Here is a 15,506-nt window from a genome sequence, read left to right on the forward strand (position 1 = left end):
TCGGTTCCGGTCTCCGAACGGTCCCCGAAGAGGTGGTTCGACGCCGTGTCCGCTGGTTAGAAGAGTGGAAGTGTTGTCGCGGGACGGGCCAAAAAACGCCTGGACCGTGCTGTGATCGTGAACACCGTGTCGTGCGGACCCGTAGTGCTGGATACTGCGGGCAGCCGCCGCCGGTGACCGGTGCCGGACGCGGTGAGCTGGAGGGGACGGTTCGCGTGAGCGAGATACCAGCGAAGGCCACGGAGTCCGAGGACCCGTCGGGCGGCGCGAGGGCGAAGGCCGCGGGTGCGCTCGCCGCCGACGCCGCGCACGGCCTCGCCGACGGACCGGGCGAGGCGGCGACGCCGGGTGACGCCATGTGGCAGAGCAGTCCGCCCGGTTCGATCTACGACTACATCAAGGTCGCCTCGTTCTCGATCGGCCCCGACGGCCTCGTCGACCAGTGGAGCCTGCGCGCCGAGCAGATCTTCGGCATCCCCGCCGACCGGGCCCTCGGCATGGACCCCATCGACGCGTTCATCGACCCCGACCTGCGCGAACGCGGCCAGCGCAAGATGGCCGAGATCCTCGACGGGCGGGAGTGGACCGGGGTGGTGCCGTTCCGGATGCCGGACCCGGTGCCCGGCGGCGGCCGCGGCGAGAAGGGCCTCGCCGAGGTCTACGTCATGCCGACGCGCAGCCTGGACGGCGAGAAGGCCGCCGTGTGCATCGTCGTCGACGTCCGCACGCTGCGCAGCATCGAGACCGACCTCGCCGCCTCGCAGGCCATTTTCGGCCAATCCCCGTTCGGCTTCCTGCTGATCGACCCCGACCTGCGGGTCCGCCGTGCCAACCACCGGTTCGCCTCGATCTTCGGCGGCTCCCCCGACGACCACCGCGGCAAGGGCGTCCACGACTACCTGCCCCGGCCCGAGGCCGACCGGGTCAGCGCGACCCTGCGCCGAGTCCTGGAGACCGGCGACTCCATCACGGACATGCATGTCACCGGTTTCGTGCCGGGCTCCGACGAGCGCCGACACTGGTCGATCAACCTCTACCGCGTGCACAGCGGCACCGGCAGGCCCATCGGAATCGCCTGGCTCGGCACCGACATCACCGCCCGCCGCGCCGCCGCCCGCGAGGCCGCCGCGGCCCGGCGCAATCTCGCCCTGCTGAACGAGGCGGGTGCCCGCATAGGGAACTCCCTCGACCTGGAGACGACCGCGCGCGAGCTCCTCGACGTCGTCGTGCCCGGCTTCTGCGATCTCGCCACCGTGGACCTCTACCAGGGCCTCCTGGCCGGCGACGAGACCCCGCCCGGCCTCGCCGACGGCAGCGCCGAACTGCGCCGGGTCGCCTTCTCCTCCGCCGTCTCCGACGCCCCCTTCCCCGGCGCCGGGGCGCCCGTCGCGGTCGGCGCGGTCCACCACTTCCCGTTCAACTCGCCCTGCGCGGACGCCCTGCGCACCGCCCGCCCGCAGGCCATCCCCGGCGAGGAGGGCGGCCTCGTGCAGTCCACCCTCGCCGTCCCGATGGTCGCCCACGACACCGTCGTCGGCCTCGCGCAGTTCTCCCGGACGAAGGGCAGCGAGCCGTTCGGCGACCGGGACCGCGATCTGGCCGTGGAGCTGGCGGCGCGGGCGGCGGTCTGTATCGACAACGCGCGCCTGTACCGGCGGGAGCACGAACGGGCGCTGATACTGCAACGGTCGCTGCTGCCCCCCGGGGACCCGGTGGCCTCGGGCCTGGACATCGCCTGCCGCTATCTTCCGGGCAACGCCTCCACCGGCCGTCCGAGCGAGGTCGGCGGCGACTGGTTCGACGTCATCGAACTGCCCGGCCACCGCACGGCGCTGGTGGTGGGCGACGTCATGGGCCGGGGCCTGCGGGCGGCGGTCGCGATGGGCGAACTGCGCACGGCCGTCCGGACGCTGGCGCTGCTGGACCTCGAACCGGCCGAGGTCCTCTCCGCGCTGGACGAGATCGCGCGCGGCCTCGGCACCCCCGGAGGCGTCCAGCAGGCCACCCGGGCCGCCCGCCGCCCCCGCGAGGCCGACCTGTCCGAGGTGTACCTCGCCACCTGCGTGTACGCGGTCTACGACTCGGTGACCCGGCGCTGCACGTTCGCCAACGCGGGCCATCTGCCCCCGGTGCTCGTCGAACCCGGTGAGCCCGCGCTGATGCTCGACGTGCCGCCCGGCCTCCCGCTCGGGGTCGGCGGCGAGCCCTTCGAGGAGGTGGAGGTCGATCTCCCCGAGGGCGCCCTGCTGGCGCTCTACACGGACGGGCTGGTCGAGTCGCGCGACCATCCGCTGGACGAGGGACTCAACGCGTTCGTCGGAGCTCTCACCGACCCCTCCAGCCCCCTGGAGGACGTCTGCGACCACGTCCTCAACACCCTCGACTCGCACCACGGCGAGGACGACATCGCGCTGCTGATGGCACGGGTGCAGGGCCTGCCCGTCGACTCGGTCGGCGACTGGACCCTGCCGCGCGAGCCGCGCAGCGTGGGCCGGGCCCGGGAACACGCCCGCGGCCAGCTGCTGGCCTGGGACCTCGAACCTCTCGTCGACACGACGGAACTGCTGGTCAGTGAGCTGGTCACCAACGCCCTGCGGTACGGCGAGGGCGAGATCCGGCTGCGGCTGCTCCTCGACCGCACGCTGGTGTGCGAGGTCTGGGACGCGGGCCTCGTCCAGCCGCGCCGCCGCCGTGCCCGGGACACCGACGAGGGCGGCCGCGGTCTCCAGCTCGTGGGCCTGCTGTCGGCGGCCTGGGGCTCGCGCCGCACCCCGCGCGGCAAGACGGTGTGGTTCGAACTTCCGCTGCCGGACGGTGAGACGGGCCTGGCCGACCCGGCGGAGGCGTTGTTGAGCCTGTTCTGAACCGGCTCCGAACCCGCTGCGGACCCGTTCCCGGCCTGTTTCCCGCCTGTTCCCGACCTTTATCGGCGATCGGTCGCCGGTCGGCCGTAGGGGCCGTAGGGGGCATCGGGGTCGTCGGGTCACTCGGGGCCGCGCCGTGCCGGGGCGGGCCGTGCCGGCCCGGCGAAGCCCGCGGGCGTCCCCTCCTCGGGATCCTCGGCGAGGACGATGCCGCCGAGCACGGCCCCGCCGGTGCCGGCCGTCTCCTCGCCGGCGGCACTCACGTACGGGTTCCCGTGCGCGCGTACGTCGCGCTCGGCCAGCTCCCGGGCCTCCAGCGCGAGGAGGTCGGCGGACGGACGGTCCGCCGGGTCGCCCGTGGCGAGGAGCCGTTCCGCCTCCGCCAGCCGGGTGCGCGCGGTGGCGCCGACCGCGCCCCGGTGCGTCGCGACGAAGTCGGCCGCGGCGGCGGTGGCGGTGCGAGCCGTGATCAGCGCGGCGGCCGGCAGCACCCCGGCCCGCCCCGAGGTGACCGGCGCGGTCGCCCGCACGATCCGACGCAGCACCCCGACCGGGTCCCCGGGCTGACCGCCGGTCAACTCCTGCCGCACGGAGCCGAGCACGGCGTCGACGTGCAGCAGCCGGACCTCGAAGCCGCCCGGGGTCGTCCCGGCGGCACCGGGCGGCACGCTCGGACCGGGGCGGGGTTCGGCCGGGCGCGGGGTCGCCGGTCCGGGGGCCGGGCTCTGTCGCGCCGACAGGTCCGCCGGACGTCTGGCCCAGGCCAGCTCCGCCTCCGCGCCCGTGAGGGCGGCCGGCACGGTCCGCTCGGCCGTCCGCAGCTCCTCGGCCAGCCGGTCGACGCCGTCGACGAAGACGGCCGCCTGGGCGACGGCGCCCTCGGCGGCGCGCAGCTGCCGGGCCGCCCGCTCCGGCTGCCCCGAATCGGCGGACTGACGGGCCTGGTTCAGCCGGACGGTGGCGAACAGGAGGCGGTCCTTGGCCTGTTCGACACTCCCGGTGACGGAGGCGGTGGCCGTGGGCGCATACCGGTCCCGCAGCCCGGCGAGCACCGCCTCCGAGGCCCCCGCCCGCCCCGCCAGCTCCCGGAACCGCCCCTCGGCGACCCCCAGCGCCTCACCCAGCCCCTGTTCGAGTCCCCGTAGCCGTCCGAACTCCCCGGCCACGGAGTCCAGCCGCCGTCCGGCCTCCGCACACCGTCCGACGATCCCGGCGAGCGCGTGCTCCCGGGCCGCCTCCTCCGCCGGCACGCCCTCGTCGTACCGCTGGCGCATCCGGAACGCGGCGGCGAGTTCGGTCTCCGCCTCACGGACGGCCCGGCGGAAGGACTCCAGGTCCTCCGCCCCGCACAGCGCCCCGGCGAAGCCGAGTTCGGCGCGTGCCGCCCGGACCCGGTTGTCGGCCTCTACCAGCGCCGCGCAGGCCTGCTCGTCGAGGGCGGCGAGGGGCGGCGACGACCTCGACGGCGGTGGGCTGCCCGCTCCGCCGGGAGTCGTCCGGACGCGGGTGCGCCGGACGCGTCGTAGGTACCCGTATCCGGCGATCGCCCCGGCCGCGCCGACCGCCACGAGCGGCAGCACCAGATCGACGGTGGACCTCTCGTCGTCCTCGGCCACGGCGGCGCTCGCGCCGGGCGCCGGGTTCTTGATCGCAACCGGAGCGTCGCCACCGGACGTCATCCCTGGCAACACCAGCCACACGACCCCGACCGCACCGCCCAGCACGGCATGCGCCACCCGCACGGATATGTGCGACTTGGCACGCCGCGGCCGGCCCCGGTGCAAGGAAGAGGTCACATTTGGGAGCGTATGGCCGCGATTACGGCCACGCGACCGGGATGCACCCGACACGGGGGCGGTGGGGCGGAACGAAACGCGAGGGGGAACCGCGATGGAACGGCCACCGGGTCGCACGAAGACGGACACGAACGCGAACGGGGTACCGGAGGCGGAGCCGCGGTCGGCGACGGACGTGACCGCGGTGCCGGGGGCGGAACCCGAGTTCGGGGCGGACGTGACCGCGGTGCCGGAGGCGGAGCCTGGGTCGGGGGCGGTCGCGGGCGGGGTGCCGGAGTCGGAGCCGCGGTCGGCGACGGACGTGACCGCGGTGCCGGAGGCGGAACCCGGGTCCGGGGCGGACGCGAAGACGGAGGCGGAGGCGGAGGCGAAACCCGAGTCGGGGGCGGTCGATGCGCCGGTCGGGTCCACCGTTGCGGACGATGAACGTGTCGCCGGTGGTGCCGGAGGTACGGGTGGCGTCGGCGGTGCCGAGGGGAACGGGGACGGCGACGATCCCGGAGTCGGGACGGGCCGTCGGCGCGGGCGTCGCGGACGGCTCGTGCGTCGCACCGCCCTCGCGCTGGTCCTGCTCCTCCTCGTCCCGGTCCTCGCCGCCGAGACGGCCCTCCGCGTGAACTACCTCGGCGACCCGGCCGACGGCACGTACACCCGCGGCAAGGACGCCATCTGGCTGGGCCACGCCTGGGTCGACGGCCGCAAGACCGACGCCGACGTCAAGGCCCTGGCCGACCGGCTCGGGAAGACCGGCATCCGCGACCTGTACGTCCACGCCGGCCCCCTGGAGCACAACGGCACCCTCCCCGCGTCGGCGTACGCGGGCGCGCCCCGGTTCATAGCCGCCGTCCACCGAGAGGCACCGGAACTCCGCGTCCAGGCCTGGCTCGGTGACGTCCTGGCCAGCGAGAGCCCGAACGGCATGCGGCTGGAGCGGGCCGAGACCCGCGCCGCGGTCGTGCGGTCCACCCGTGAGATCCTCGCCGCCGGCTTCCAGGGCGCCCACTTCGACCTCGAACCGCTGCACTCCGGCGACGGCGACTACCTCGGCCTGCTGGACGACCTGCGCGCCGTCACCCGGGCCCGCGACGCCCAACTCTCCGTCGCCGCGCACCAGATCGACCCGGTCCCCGGCTTCCACTCCTTCTGGGGCACGACCACCGGCCACCCCAAGTGGTGGTCGCAGAAGTTCTTCGGCCAGGTCGCCCGTCGCGTCGACCAGATCGCCGTGATGTCGTACGACACCATTCAGCCGCTGGAGAGCACGTACGGCGGTTACGTCGCCCAGCAGACCTCGCTCGCCCTGGAGGTCACCCCGGCCTCCACCGACCTCCTGATGGGCCTGCCCTTCTACCACGAGAACCGGTTCGGTCACTGGAATCACGCCGAGACCGTCGCCGCCGCCGTCCGGGGTGTCCGGCTGGGGCTGTCCCGCACGGACGCCGACCGTGCGAACTTCGGCGTCGCGGCGTACGTGGACTTCGCGGCCACCGAGCAGGACTGGACGTCGTACGAGAAGGGCTGGGTCCGGTAGTCCGGTAGTGCGGCGGACCGGTAGTCCGGCGGACCGGTGGCTCCGGTGGGCCCCTCCCCATCTCCCGGCCCGGGTGGGATCATGAGCGCATGCTGCACTGGAGTCTGGTGGTCACGGCCGTCGTCTGTGTGACGGTCATGGCGGTGGTCGGTGTCGCGGCCGTGACACGGGAGTGGGTGCCGCCGTTCGGCCGCAGGCGGGTCCTGCGGCCGAGACTGTGGGGCGTCGGCGCCCTGATGAGCGCCCTGGGCCTGAGCCTCTTCATGCTTCTGGGGCCGCTGGCCTCCGGCGACCCGGCGGTGAACTTCTACGTTCCGCTCGCCGGGATGGCCGTCAACTTCGCCGGGCTGGGCGTGCAGATGCTCGCCCAGCGTCCGGGTCTCGCGCCCCGGCAGCCCCCCACGCCTACGACGGGCGTCTCCTGATCTTCGAACCCAGCCACACCAGCGGGTCGTACTTGCGGTCGACCACCCGTTCCTTCAGGGGGATCAGCGCGTTGTCCGTGATCTTGATGCCCTCGGGGCAGACCTCCGTGCAGCACTTGGTGATGTTGCAGTAGCCGAGGCCGTGTTCGTCCTGGGCCGTGCGCCCGCGGTCCAGGCCGCTCTCCTCGGCCGCGTCCAGCGGGTGCATGTCCAGTTCGGCGACCCGCATGAGGAACCGCGGGCCCGCGAACGCCGTCTTGTTCTCCTCGTGGTCGCGGACGACATGGCAGGTGTCCTGGCACAGGAAGCACTCGATGCACTTGCGGAACTCCTGCGAGCGGTCCACGTCCTCCTGGAACATCCGGTACTCGCCCGGGCCGACCCCCTCGGGCGGCACGAACGCCGGAACCTCCCTCGCCTTGCGGTAGTTGAAGCCGACGTCGGTGACGAGATCGCGGATCACCGGGAAGGCGCGCAGCGGCGTGACGGTGATGGTCTCCGCGCGGTCGAACACCGACATGCGGGTCATGCACAGCAGCCGGGGCCGCCCGTTGATCTCCGCGGAACACGAACCGCACTTGCCCGCCTTGCAGTTCCAGCGGACGGCGAGATCGGGCGCCTGGGTGGACTGGAGGCGGTGGATGATGTCCAGGACCACCTCACCGTCGTTGACCTCGACCTCGAAGTCCTTCAGGCCGCCGCCCTCGATGTCGCCCCGCCACACCCGGAACCGGGCCTCGTAGCTGCTCACTCGTACAGCTCCTCTTCGGTGAGGTACTTGACCAGCTCCTCTTTCTCGAAGAGGGCGAGCAGGTCGGGGCGGATGGGTTCGGTCGTCTCGCGGGTGAGGGCGATCCGGCCGCGGACGGGGTCCGTCGCCGCCGGGCCGTCGACGGGGTCGACGGGGGCGCACAGCAGGTTGATGTTGCGCCACGCGCGGTCCATCGTCGGGTGGTCCTCGCGGGTGTGCCCGCCGCGGGACTCGGTGCGCTCCAGCGCCGCACGGGCCACACACTCGCTGACCAGCAGCATGTTGCGCAGGTCGAGCGCCAGGTGCCAGCCGGGATTGAACTGCCGGTGTCCCTCGACCCCGGCCCGCCACGCCCGTACCCGCAGCTCGGCCAGTTTCTCCAGGGCGTGTGCCATCTCGCCCTCGCGGCGGATGATGCCGACCAGGTCGTTCATGGTCTGCTGGAGTTCCTGGTGGAGGGTGTACGGGTTCTCCGGGGCGCGGTCCGCCCGGTCCCCGGGGCCCTCGGCGGAGAACGGCCGCAGCGCCTCCGCTGCCGCCGCGTCGACCTGCTCGTCGTCCACGGCAGGGCGTTCGGCTCCGGCCTCGGCGGTGTACCGCGCCGCGTGCAGTCCGGCCCGGCGGCCGAACACCAGCAGGTCGGAGAGGGAGTTGCCGCCGAGCCGGTTGGAGCCGTGCATACCGCCGGCCACCTCGCCGGCCGCGAACAGCCCCGGCACCCCGCGGGCGGCCGCCGTGTCGGAGTCGACCGCGATGCCGCCCATCACGTAGTGACAGGTCGGTCCGACCTCCATGGCCTCCGCCGTGATGTCGACGTCGGCCAGCTCCTTGAACTGGTGGTACATGGAGGGCAGCCGGCGCCTGATGACCTCGGCGGGCATCCGCGTGGACACGTCCAGGAAGACCCCGCCGTGCGGGGAGCCGCGGCCGGCCTTGACCTCGGAGTTGATCGCGCGGGCCACCTCGTCGCGCGGGAGCAGCTCGGGCGGGCGCCGGTTGTGGTCCGGGTCCTCGTACCAGCGGTCGCCCTCCTCCTCCGACTCGGCGTACTTCTCCTTGAAGACGTCCGGGACGTAGTCGAACATGAACCGCTTGCCCTCGGAGTTCCTGAGCACCCCGCCGTCGCCGCGCACCGACTCGGTGACGAGGATGCCCTTCACCGACGGCGGCCAGACCATGCCCGTCGGGTGGAACTGCACGAACTCCATGTTGAGCAGCGGCGCACCGGCGAGCAGGGCCAGCGCGTGGCCGTCGCCCGTGTACTCCCACGAGTTCGACGTCACCTTGAAGGACTTGCCGATGCCGCCCGTCGCGATCACCACGGCGGGTGCCTGCAGGACGAAGAAGCGGCCGGTCTCGCGCTCGTAGGCGAAGACCCCGCTCACCCGGGAGCCGTCCTTGAGGACCCGGGTGACCGTGCACTCCTGGAAGACCTTCAGCCGGGACTCGTAGTCGCCGGTCTCGCGGTGGTCCTCCTGCTGGAGCGAGACGATCTTCTGCTGGAGCGTGCGGATCAGCTCCAGGCCCGTGCGGTCGCCGACGTGCGCCAGGCGCGGGTACTCGTGGCCGCCGAAGTTGCGCTGGGAGATCCGGCCGTCCTTGGTGCGGTCGAAGAGGGCGCCCCAGGTCTCCAGCTCCCACACCCGGTCAGGGGCCTCCCGGGCGTGCAGCTCGGCCATCCGCCACTGGTTGAGGAACTTGCCGCCGCGCAGGGTGTCGCGGAAGTGGACCTGCCAGTTGTCGTGCTCGTTGGCGTTGGCCATAGCCGCCGCGATGCCGCCCTCGGCCATCACCGTGTGTGCCTTGCCGAACAGCGACTTGCAGATGACGGCGGTGCGGGCGCCGCGTTCGCGCGCCTCGATGGCGGCACGCAGTCCGGCGCCTCCCGCGCCGACCACGACGACGTCCCACTCCTGGCGGTCGACCACGGACATCAGCAGGCCCCACTCATCTAGAAAAACCTCGGATCGTCGAAGGCACCGGACGCGACGAGATACACGTAGAAGTCGGCGAGCGCCACGCTCACCAGCGACGCCCACGCCAGCAGCATGTGATGGGCGTTGAGCTTCCCCACGAACCGCCAGGCCCGGTAGCGCACGGGGTGTCTGGAGAAGTGCTTCAGCTGGCCGCCGACGATGTGCCGGCAGGAGTGGCAGGAGATCGTGTAGGCCCAGATCAACGTGATGTTGACCAGGAAGACCAGGGTCCCGAGGCCCATGTGGCCCCACGCGTAGTGCTCGTCACGGAAGGCGAGAACGGTGTCGTAGGTCAGGATCCCGGCGACGACGATCGCGGCGTAGAAGAAGTACCTGTGGATGTTCTGGAGGATCAGCGGGAAGCGGGTCTCGCCGGTGTACTTCCTGTGGGGCTCGGCCACCGCGCAGGCGGGTGGGGACGCCCAGAAGCCGCGGTAGTACGCCTTGCGGTAGTAGTAGCAGGTCAGGCGGAAGCCGAGCGGGAAGATCAGGATGAGGATCGCGGGGGAGAGGCTCCACCAGCTGCCGAACAGGTCCCAGTTGGGGCCGGACCGCATGGGCTGGCAGTTCTCCGCCAGACACGGGGAGAAGAACGGCGAGACGTACGGCGCCGCGTAGTAGTCCGCGTTCGCGAAGGCCCGCCAGGTCGAGTAGACGATGAACGCCAGCAGGCCGGCGGCGGTGGCCGCGGGGGCCAGCCACCAGCGGTCGGTCCGCAGATGGGGAGCGGCGATCGCGGCGCGTCCGGCGCCGCGTACGCCGCTCGGGGGACGGTGGTCGGTGGGTGATGGTTCCGTACCAGTGGCCAACTCGGGACTCCGGTCGGGTCAGGGGGGCGTGCCGGGTCAGGGGGCGTGCCGGCCCCGGGCGCCGAGTCCCTCGTCGTCCGTGTCGATCCACAGGGAGTCGTCGTACGGGGTGTCGGGGATGGTGACGAGCTCGGGCCTGCGCGACGAGCCGGGCTGGGAGGCGGCCTCGCGCAGCAGCGCGACGCTCTCCCTCAGATGGTCGGCGTCGACACGGACCCGGCGCATCTCCAGGCCGGTGCTGCCGAGCTGCTGCTCCAGGCGGCCGACGGACCGCGAGAGGTCGTCGAGGCAGCGCTGGGCGTTTGTCAGGTCGTCGTGCACGGACATGAGCAGTCCTCGCTTCCGTGTGGGCTGGGCCCTGGACGGCAACGTTCATGCGCCTGCGAGTGTTGCGCGTCACACCGGTCGATGTGAAGGCGTGTGCAGCGATTGGCGGGTGCGTTGCTCCGCACGAGTGGCCTTGGCAGGCCCTGCCGCCGTGTCGCCCACGGCAGGCGAACCCTTTCCTCTTCAGTGAGCCGTAGATCTGATCAACTCCAAAATACCGCCAAACGTGATCAAAACGCACCCGCGTCGACGTATACGCGTCCATGCGGGCGGGGTGTCGGGTCACCGGCGGCAGCGGCTCACCGGAGGTACCAGAGATGTCCCACGACGGCGTCGGCCCGCGCGCGGTGATGCGCTCGGTCGCCTTCCTCACCGCGGGCGCGCTCGCGGTGCCCCTGCTGTCCGGCTGCGGGTCCGCGGACGAGGCAGGCAAGCCCCTGGCCCGCCAGGACATCGCACCGGCCGGCCGTGCCCAGGTCGCCGAGGGCGGCACCCTGCGGTGGGCCGTGGACACGGTTCCGGAGACCTTCAACACCTTCCAGTCGGACGCCGACGCCACGACCACGCGGGTCGCCCAGGCCGTCCTGCCCTCGATGTACCGGCTCGACGCGACCGGGCGCCCGCAGCGCGACTCCGACTATCTGGAGTCCGCGAAGGTCGTCGACACCGAGCCCAAGCAGGTCGTCCTGTACAAGCTGAACCAGCAGGCCGTATGGAGCGACGGCCGGGAGATCGGCGCCGCCGACTTCGCCGCGCAGTGGCGGGCCCTGTCGGGCAAGGACAGCGCCTACTGGACCGCCCGCAACGCCGGCTACGAGCGTATCGAGAAGATCGAGCGCGGGGCCAACGACCTGGAGGTCCGGGTCACCTTCAAGCGGACCTACGCCGACTGGCGTTCGTTGTTCTCCCCGCTGTACCCCAAGGACGTCATGGGCACGCCCGACGCGTTCAACGACGGGGCGCGCCGCAAGCTGAAGGTGACCGCCGGGCCGTTCGTGGTGAAGAAGGTCGACCGCAAGAAGGACCAGGTGCGCCTGACCCGCAACACCCGCTGGTGGGGCCGGCCGGCCAAGCTCTCCGAGATCGTGCTGACGGCCGTCCCGCGCGACGAGCGGGCGTCCGCGCTGGCCGCCGGGAAGATCGATCTGGCCGAGATCGACCCGGCCGCCGCGCAGCGCATCGACGGCGCCGCGCACGGCACCGCCGGACCGCTGGCCGGTCCCGGCTCCGGGCGCACGGCCGCGAAGGCGCTGCGGTCCTGGGCGCTCGCCCACGGTTCGGACGAGGAGACGGCCGAGGACGAGGTCGAGGGCCGCGCCGAGCTGCGCGAGGCGGTCGCCAAGTGGGAGGAGCAGCAGAAGGCGCTGCGCGACTACGAGGTGCGCAGATCGCTGGAGCCGGCGTACACGCAGCTGGCGCTGAACGGCGCCGACGGGCTGCTGGCGGACGAGCGGGTGCGGCGGGCCGTCGCCCGGGCGCTGGACCGCAAGGAACTGGCCAAGGTGGTGCTGAAGCCGCTCGGCCTGCCCGCGGAGCCGGTCGGCAGCCATCTGGCCCTGGCCGGGCAGGACGCCTACGCGGACAACAGCGGGGCGCTGGGCGGCCAGGACACCGCAGAGGCGCAGGCGCTGCTCGCGGACGCCGGGTGGGTGCCCGGAGGCCCGGTCGAGAAGCAGGAGAAGACCGAGAAGGCGGCCGGTTCAAAGGGGAAGAAGGCGGGCGGGTCGGGGAGTGGGAAGGGCGACTCCGGCGGCGACTCCGACGACGATTCCGCGGACGGCGACGGCACGTACGTCGTCGGCGGGGACGACAAGGGGCGGACCGCGCGCAGCAGCGACGACGGCCGGCAGCTCGCCCAGGACGGCAAGCAGTTCAAGCAGGTGCACGGCGGCGCCCCCGGCGCCTACGCCCCGAAGGGCACCGCCGCGCCGGCCGCGGCCCCGGCCAAGGCGCTGGCCAAGGACGGCAAGGCGCTCAGCCTGCGGTTCGTGCTGCCGTCCGGCCCGGGGTCGGAGCCGCTGGCGGCGGTCGCCGCGCGGATCACGAGGATGCTGGCGAAGGTCGGCATCGGCACGGACATCACCAAGGTCTCGGACGAGAGCTACTTCAAGGACCACATCGCCTCCGGTCAGTACGACCTCGCCCTGTACTCCTGGCCCGGGTCCGCCTTCCCCGCCACCGACGCCCGGCCGATCTACGCCAAGCCGGTGCCGGCCGCCGACGGCTCGCTGAGCGTCGAGCAGAACTACACCCGGGTCGGCACCGACCAGGTCGATCAGTTGTTCGAACAGGCGGTGTCGACCCTGGACGAGGACGAGAAGCGGTCCCTGATCCGCAAGGCCGACTCCCGCATCTGGGCCGCTGCCGGATCGATTCCTCTCTATCAGCGCCCCCAGCTCACCGCGGTACGCAAGAGCGTGGTCAACGCGGGTGCCTTCGGCTTCCAGACCCCCGTCTACCAGGACATGGGCTTCCTGAAGAAGGGTGCGAAGAAGGGTGCTACGAAGGGGGCGAAGGCCTCCGCGAGCCCCTCCGGGAGATGAGCGCGCGGTGAGCGGGAAGTGAGCCGAGTGGCCCTGCGGAGGCCGTCCCCCGCCGGGCCACGTACCATGGGGTGAGGCCGTGGCGTGTCAAGCCCGGCAGGGCCCGCGTAACACGTACGCAGCAGGGTCGCCCTCACACTCCGGGAGAACGCCGCTTTATGGCCACGCGCCACGACATTCGCAACGTAGCCATCGTCGCCCACGTCGACCACGGCAAGACGACTCTGGTCGACGCCATGCTCAAGCAGGCCGGTGCCTTCGCCGCGCACGCCGCCGAGTCGCTCGACGACCGCATGATGGACTCGAACGACCTGGAGCGTGAGAAGGGCATCACGATCCTCGCCAAGAACACGGCGGTGAAGTACCACCCCAAGGACGGGGGGGACGTCATCACCATCAACATCATCGACACCCCCGGTCACGCCGACTTCGGCGGCGAGGTGGAGCGCGGCCTGTCGATGGTCGACGCCGTCGTGCTGCTGGTCGACGCCTCCGAGGGTCCGCTGCCGCAGACCCGCTTCGTGCTGCGCAAGGCGCTGCAGGCCCGCCTGCCCGTCATCCTGTGCATCAACAAGACGGACCGGCCCGACTCGCGCATCGACGAGGTCGTGAACGAGGCCTACGACCTCTTCCTCGACCTCGACGCCGACGAGGACCAGATCGAGTTCCCGATCGTCTACGCGTGTGCACGGGACGGCGTCGCCTCGCTGACCAAGCCCGCGGACGGCACGGTCCCGCAGGACAGCGACAGCCTGGAGCCCTTCTTCTCCACCATCCTGTCCCACGTCCCGGCCCCGGACTACGACGAGGCCGCCCCGCTCCAGGCGCACGTCACCAACCTGGACGCCGACAACTTCCTCGGCCGGATCGCGCTGCTGCGCGTCGAGCAGGGCGAGCTGCGCAAGGGCCAGACCGTCACGTGGATCAAGCGCGACGGCACCATGTCCAACGTGCGCATCACCGAGCTGCTGATGACCGAGGCGCTCACCCGCAAGCCGGCCGAGAAGGCGGGCCCCGGTGACATCTGCGCCGTCGCCGGTATCCCGGAGATCATGATCGGCGAGACCCTCGCCGACCCCGAGAACCCGATCGCGCTGCCGCTCATCACGGTGGACGAGCCGGCCATCTCGATGACCATCGGCACCAACACCTCGCCGCTGGTCGGCCGTGGCGGCACCGGCAAGGGCGCGGAGAACAAGGCCGCGGTCAAGGACCGCAAGGTCACCGCCCGTCAGGTCAAGGACCGCCTCGACCGCGAGCTGGTCGGTAACGTCAGCCTCCGGGTCCTGGACACCGAGCGTCCCGACGCCTGGGAGGTGCAGGGCCGCGGCGAGTTGGCGCTGGCCATCCTGGTCGAGCAGATGCGCCGCGAGGGCTTCGAGCTGACCATCGGCAAGCCGCAGGTCGTCACGAAGGACGTCGACGGCAAGGTCTACGAGCCGGTCGAGCGCATGACGATCGACGTGCCCGAGGAGCACATGGGCGCGGTCACGCAGCTCATGGGCGTCCGCAAGGGCCGGATGGACAACATGTCCAACCACGGCTCCGGTTGGGTCCGCATGGAGTTCGTCGTTCCCTCCCGCGGTCTCATCGGCTTCCGTACCGAGTTCCTGACCGGTACGCGCGGCACGGGTATCGCCCACTCCATCCACGAGGGCCACGAGCCCTGGTTCGGCACGCTGACGACCCGTAACAACGGTTCGCTGGTCGCCGACCGCTCGGGTGCCGTCACCGCGTTCGCGATGACGAACCTCCAGGAGCGCGGCGTGCTGTTCACCGACCCCGGCACCGAGGTGTACGAGGGCATGATCGTCGGCGAGAACTCGCGCTCCGACGACATGGACGTGAACATCACCAAGGAGAAGAAGCTCACGAACATGCGGTCGTCCTCGGCCGACTCGTTCGAGGCGATCGTGCCGCCGCGCAAGCTGTCGCTCGAGCAGTCGCTGGAGTTCTGCCGTGACGACGAGTGCGTCGAGGTGACTCCGGAGGCGGTTCGCATCCGCAAGGTCGTGCTCGACCAGCGCGATCGCGCGCGTACCGCGAGCCGCGCCAAGCACGGCTGATCCGCGGGTAGTTCACCGCCGCAGCACACTCGGAAGCCCGGGTGCCCCCCTCGTGGGGGCACCCGGGCTTTCTGCAACCCGTTTTCCGGAACCCTCGCGGTGACCGTTGTCCGAAATGCGGAGATCCTCGCCCGATACCCATGTAACAAGTCCGTTTCGCGCCCTTCTCGAGCCAGAGACTTTGTCCGGATTTTGGAAGATCTAGGCGTCAGCTGTGACTGAATTGAGATTTAAAGACGGTGGTCGGCACATGGCGCATGCCAGATAGTTAGCCGCGTAACGCTCGGGTCAATGGGTCTCGCGCTGTGGGGACAGCGCCGACTCGCGAGCACCAGGGGGTGTCTGACCCTCCGTCAGGGGTGTCGGAGGTCGGACGAACGCCCCCTCCTGTCGGTGAACACGTGGAGTCACAAGGAGG

General features: G+C 71.7%; 10 protein-coding genes. 5 read left to right on the top strand and 5 right to left on the bottom strand.

Annotation, left to right across the window (positions count from 1 at the left end; genetic code table 11):
* Positions 1 to 215 precede the first annotated feature (215 nt).
* The gene (locus tag ASD48_RS21325) at positions 216 to 2,864 is read left to right on the top strand and encodes a SpoIIE family protein phosphatase (protein WP_057603237.1); all 2,649 of its coding nucleotides are present in this window, start codon (positions 216 to 218) and stop codon (positions 2,862 to 2,864) included.
* A 119-nt stretch (positions 2,865 to 2,983) separates the two neighbouring features.
* Here the strand turns inward: ASD48_RS21325 and ASD48_RS21330 are convergent, their stop codons facing one another.
* Positions 2,984 to 4,660 carry a hypothetical protein gene (locus tag ASD48_RS21330; RefSeq protein WP_057603238.1) on the bottom strand — a complete coding sequence of 559 codons (1,677 nt, stop codon included), beginning with the start codon at positions 4,658 to 4,660 and terminating at the stop codon, positions 2,984 to 2,986.
* Positions 4,661 to 4,970: 310 nt separating this feature from the next.
* On the opposite strand from ASD48_RS21330, the gene ASD48_RS21335 reads away from it, so the two are divergent.
* Positions 4,971 to 6,191, top strand: a complete 1,221-nt coding sequence (locus tag ASD48_RS21335) for a hypothetical protein (protein ID WP_057603564.1) — start codon at positions 4,971 to 4,973, stop codon at positions 6,189 to 6,191.
* 89 nt (positions 6,192 to 6,280) lie between these two features.
* Positions 6,281 to 6,616, top strand: a complete 336-nt coding sequence (locus ASD48_RS43460; RefSeq protein ID WP_057603239.1) for a hypothetical protein — start codon at positions 6,281 to 6,283, stop codon at positions 6,614 to 6,616.
* Here the strand turns inward: ASD48_RS43460 and ASD48_RS21345 are convergent.
* The 4 genes from ASD48_RS21345 to ASD48_RS21360 are packed head-to-tail and all read right to left on the bottom strand — an operon-like array spanning position 6,597 to position 10,479.
* Positions 6,597 to 7,367 (bottom strand): succinate dehydrogenase/fumarate reductase iron-sulfur subunit, encoded by a 771-nt coding sequence (locus ASD48_RS21345; protein WP_057603240.1) that lies wholly within the window; start codon positions 7,365 to 7,367, stop codon positions 6,597 to 6,599. The genes ASD48_RS43460 and ASD48_RS21345 overlap by 20 nt on opposite strands.
* Entirely contained in the window at positions 7,364 to 9,301 is a 1,938-nt protein-coding gene (locus tag ASD48_RS21350; protein WP_057603241.1) for a fumarate reductase/succinate dehydrogenase flavoprotein subunit, read from the bottom strand. The genes ASD48_RS21345 and ASD48_RS21350 overlap by 4 nt, the downstream gene beginning before the upstream one ends.
* A gap of 17 nt (positions 9,302 to 9,318) precedes the next feature.
* Positions 9,319 to 10,152, bottom strand: coding sequence for a hypothetical protein (locus ASD48_RS21355; RefSeq protein WP_057603242.1), 834 nt, complete (start codon positions 10,150 to 10,152; stop codon positions 9,319 to 9,321).
* 36 nt (positions 10,153 to 10,188) lie between these two features.
* A complete protein-coding gene (locus ASD48_RS21360; protein ID WP_057603243.1) occupies positions 10,189 to 10,479 on the bottom strand; it encodes a hypothetical protein in 291 nt (96 codons plus the stop codon).
* 317 nt (positions 10,480 to 10,796) lie between these two features.
* Between ASD48_RS21360 and ASD48_RS21365 the strand changes: the two genes are divergently transcribed.
* Positions 10,797 to 13,022, top strand: coding sequence for an ABC transporter family substrate-binding protein (locus ASD48_RS21365; protein WP_057603244.1), 2,226 nt, complete (start codon positions 10,797 to 10,799; stop codon positions 13,020 to 13,022).
* Between the two features lie 158 nt (positions 13,023 to 13,180).
* Positions 13,181 to 15,088, top strand: a complete 1,908-nt coding sequence (gene typA, locus ASD48_RS21370) for a translational GTPase TypA (protein ID WP_057603245.1) — start codon at positions 13,181 to 13,183, stop codon at positions 15,086 to 15,088.
* Positions 15,089 to 15,506 lie beyond the last annotated feature (418 nt).

The organism is Streptomyces sp. Root1310 (genome assembly GCF_001426425.1).
GTDB lineage: Bacteria > Actinomycetota > Actinomycetes > Streptomycetales > Streptomycetaceae > Streptomyces.

Bases quoted from the DNA above. Each gene is read 5' to 3' on its own strand.
- typA (WP_057603245.1), top strand. From the start codon at position 13,181: ATGGCCACGCGCCACGACATTCGCAACGTAGCCATCGTCGCCCACGTC.
- ASD48_RS21350 (WP_057603241.1), bottom strand. From the start codon at position 9,301: ATGTCCGTGGTCGACCGCCAGGAGTGGGACGTCGTCGTGGTCGGCGCG.
- ASD48_RS43460 (WP_057603239.1), top strand. From the start codon at position 6,281: ATGCTGCACTGGAGTCTGGTGGTCACGGCCGTCGTCTGTGTGACGGTC.
- ASD48_RS21360 (WP_057603243.1), bottom strand. From the start codon at position 10,479: ATGTCCGTGCACGACGACCTGACAAACGCCCAGCGCTGCCTCGACGAC.
- ASD48_RS21365 (WP_057603244.1), top strand. From the start codon at position 10,797: ATGTCCCACGACGGCGTCGGCCCGCGCGCGGTGATGCGCTCGGTCGCC.